The 300-nt window shown below is 72.3% G+C and carries 1 protein-coding gene; it reads left to right on the forward strand.

Annotated elements, in window-relative coordinates; genetic code table 11:
• Window positions 1-259 (forward strand): GGDEF domain-containing protein (locus ACNPP0_RS09690; RefSeq protein ID WP_448705731.1); only part of this gene is annotated, 259 nt, incomplete at its 5' end.
• Window positions 260-300 lie beyond the last annotated feature (41 nt).

Genomic DNA, 300 nt, shown 5'->3' on the forward strand with positions numbered 1-300 from the left:
CGCCTCGCTACAGTCCGCGGCGGCCGCCGCCGAACGGCTGCGACAGCAGATCGCCTCGCGGCAGCCGCCGGATTCCATTGGGTCGCCGCTTACCGTATCGGTGGGCGTGGCGCGCTACCCCGAGCATGGCGCCACGCTGGAAGCCGTGTACCGGCGCGCGGACCAGGCGCTTTATCACGCGAAGAACAACGGCCGCAACGCCGTGTGCGTGGCGGATGACACCGAACCGGAAGGTGCCCGGCGCGTGTCGCCGAAGTAGCGATGACGCAGGTGGCGGCGCGGCGGCGGCACGGTGGCGGC

Source organism: Achromobacter semiaridum (genome assembly GCF_053543755.1).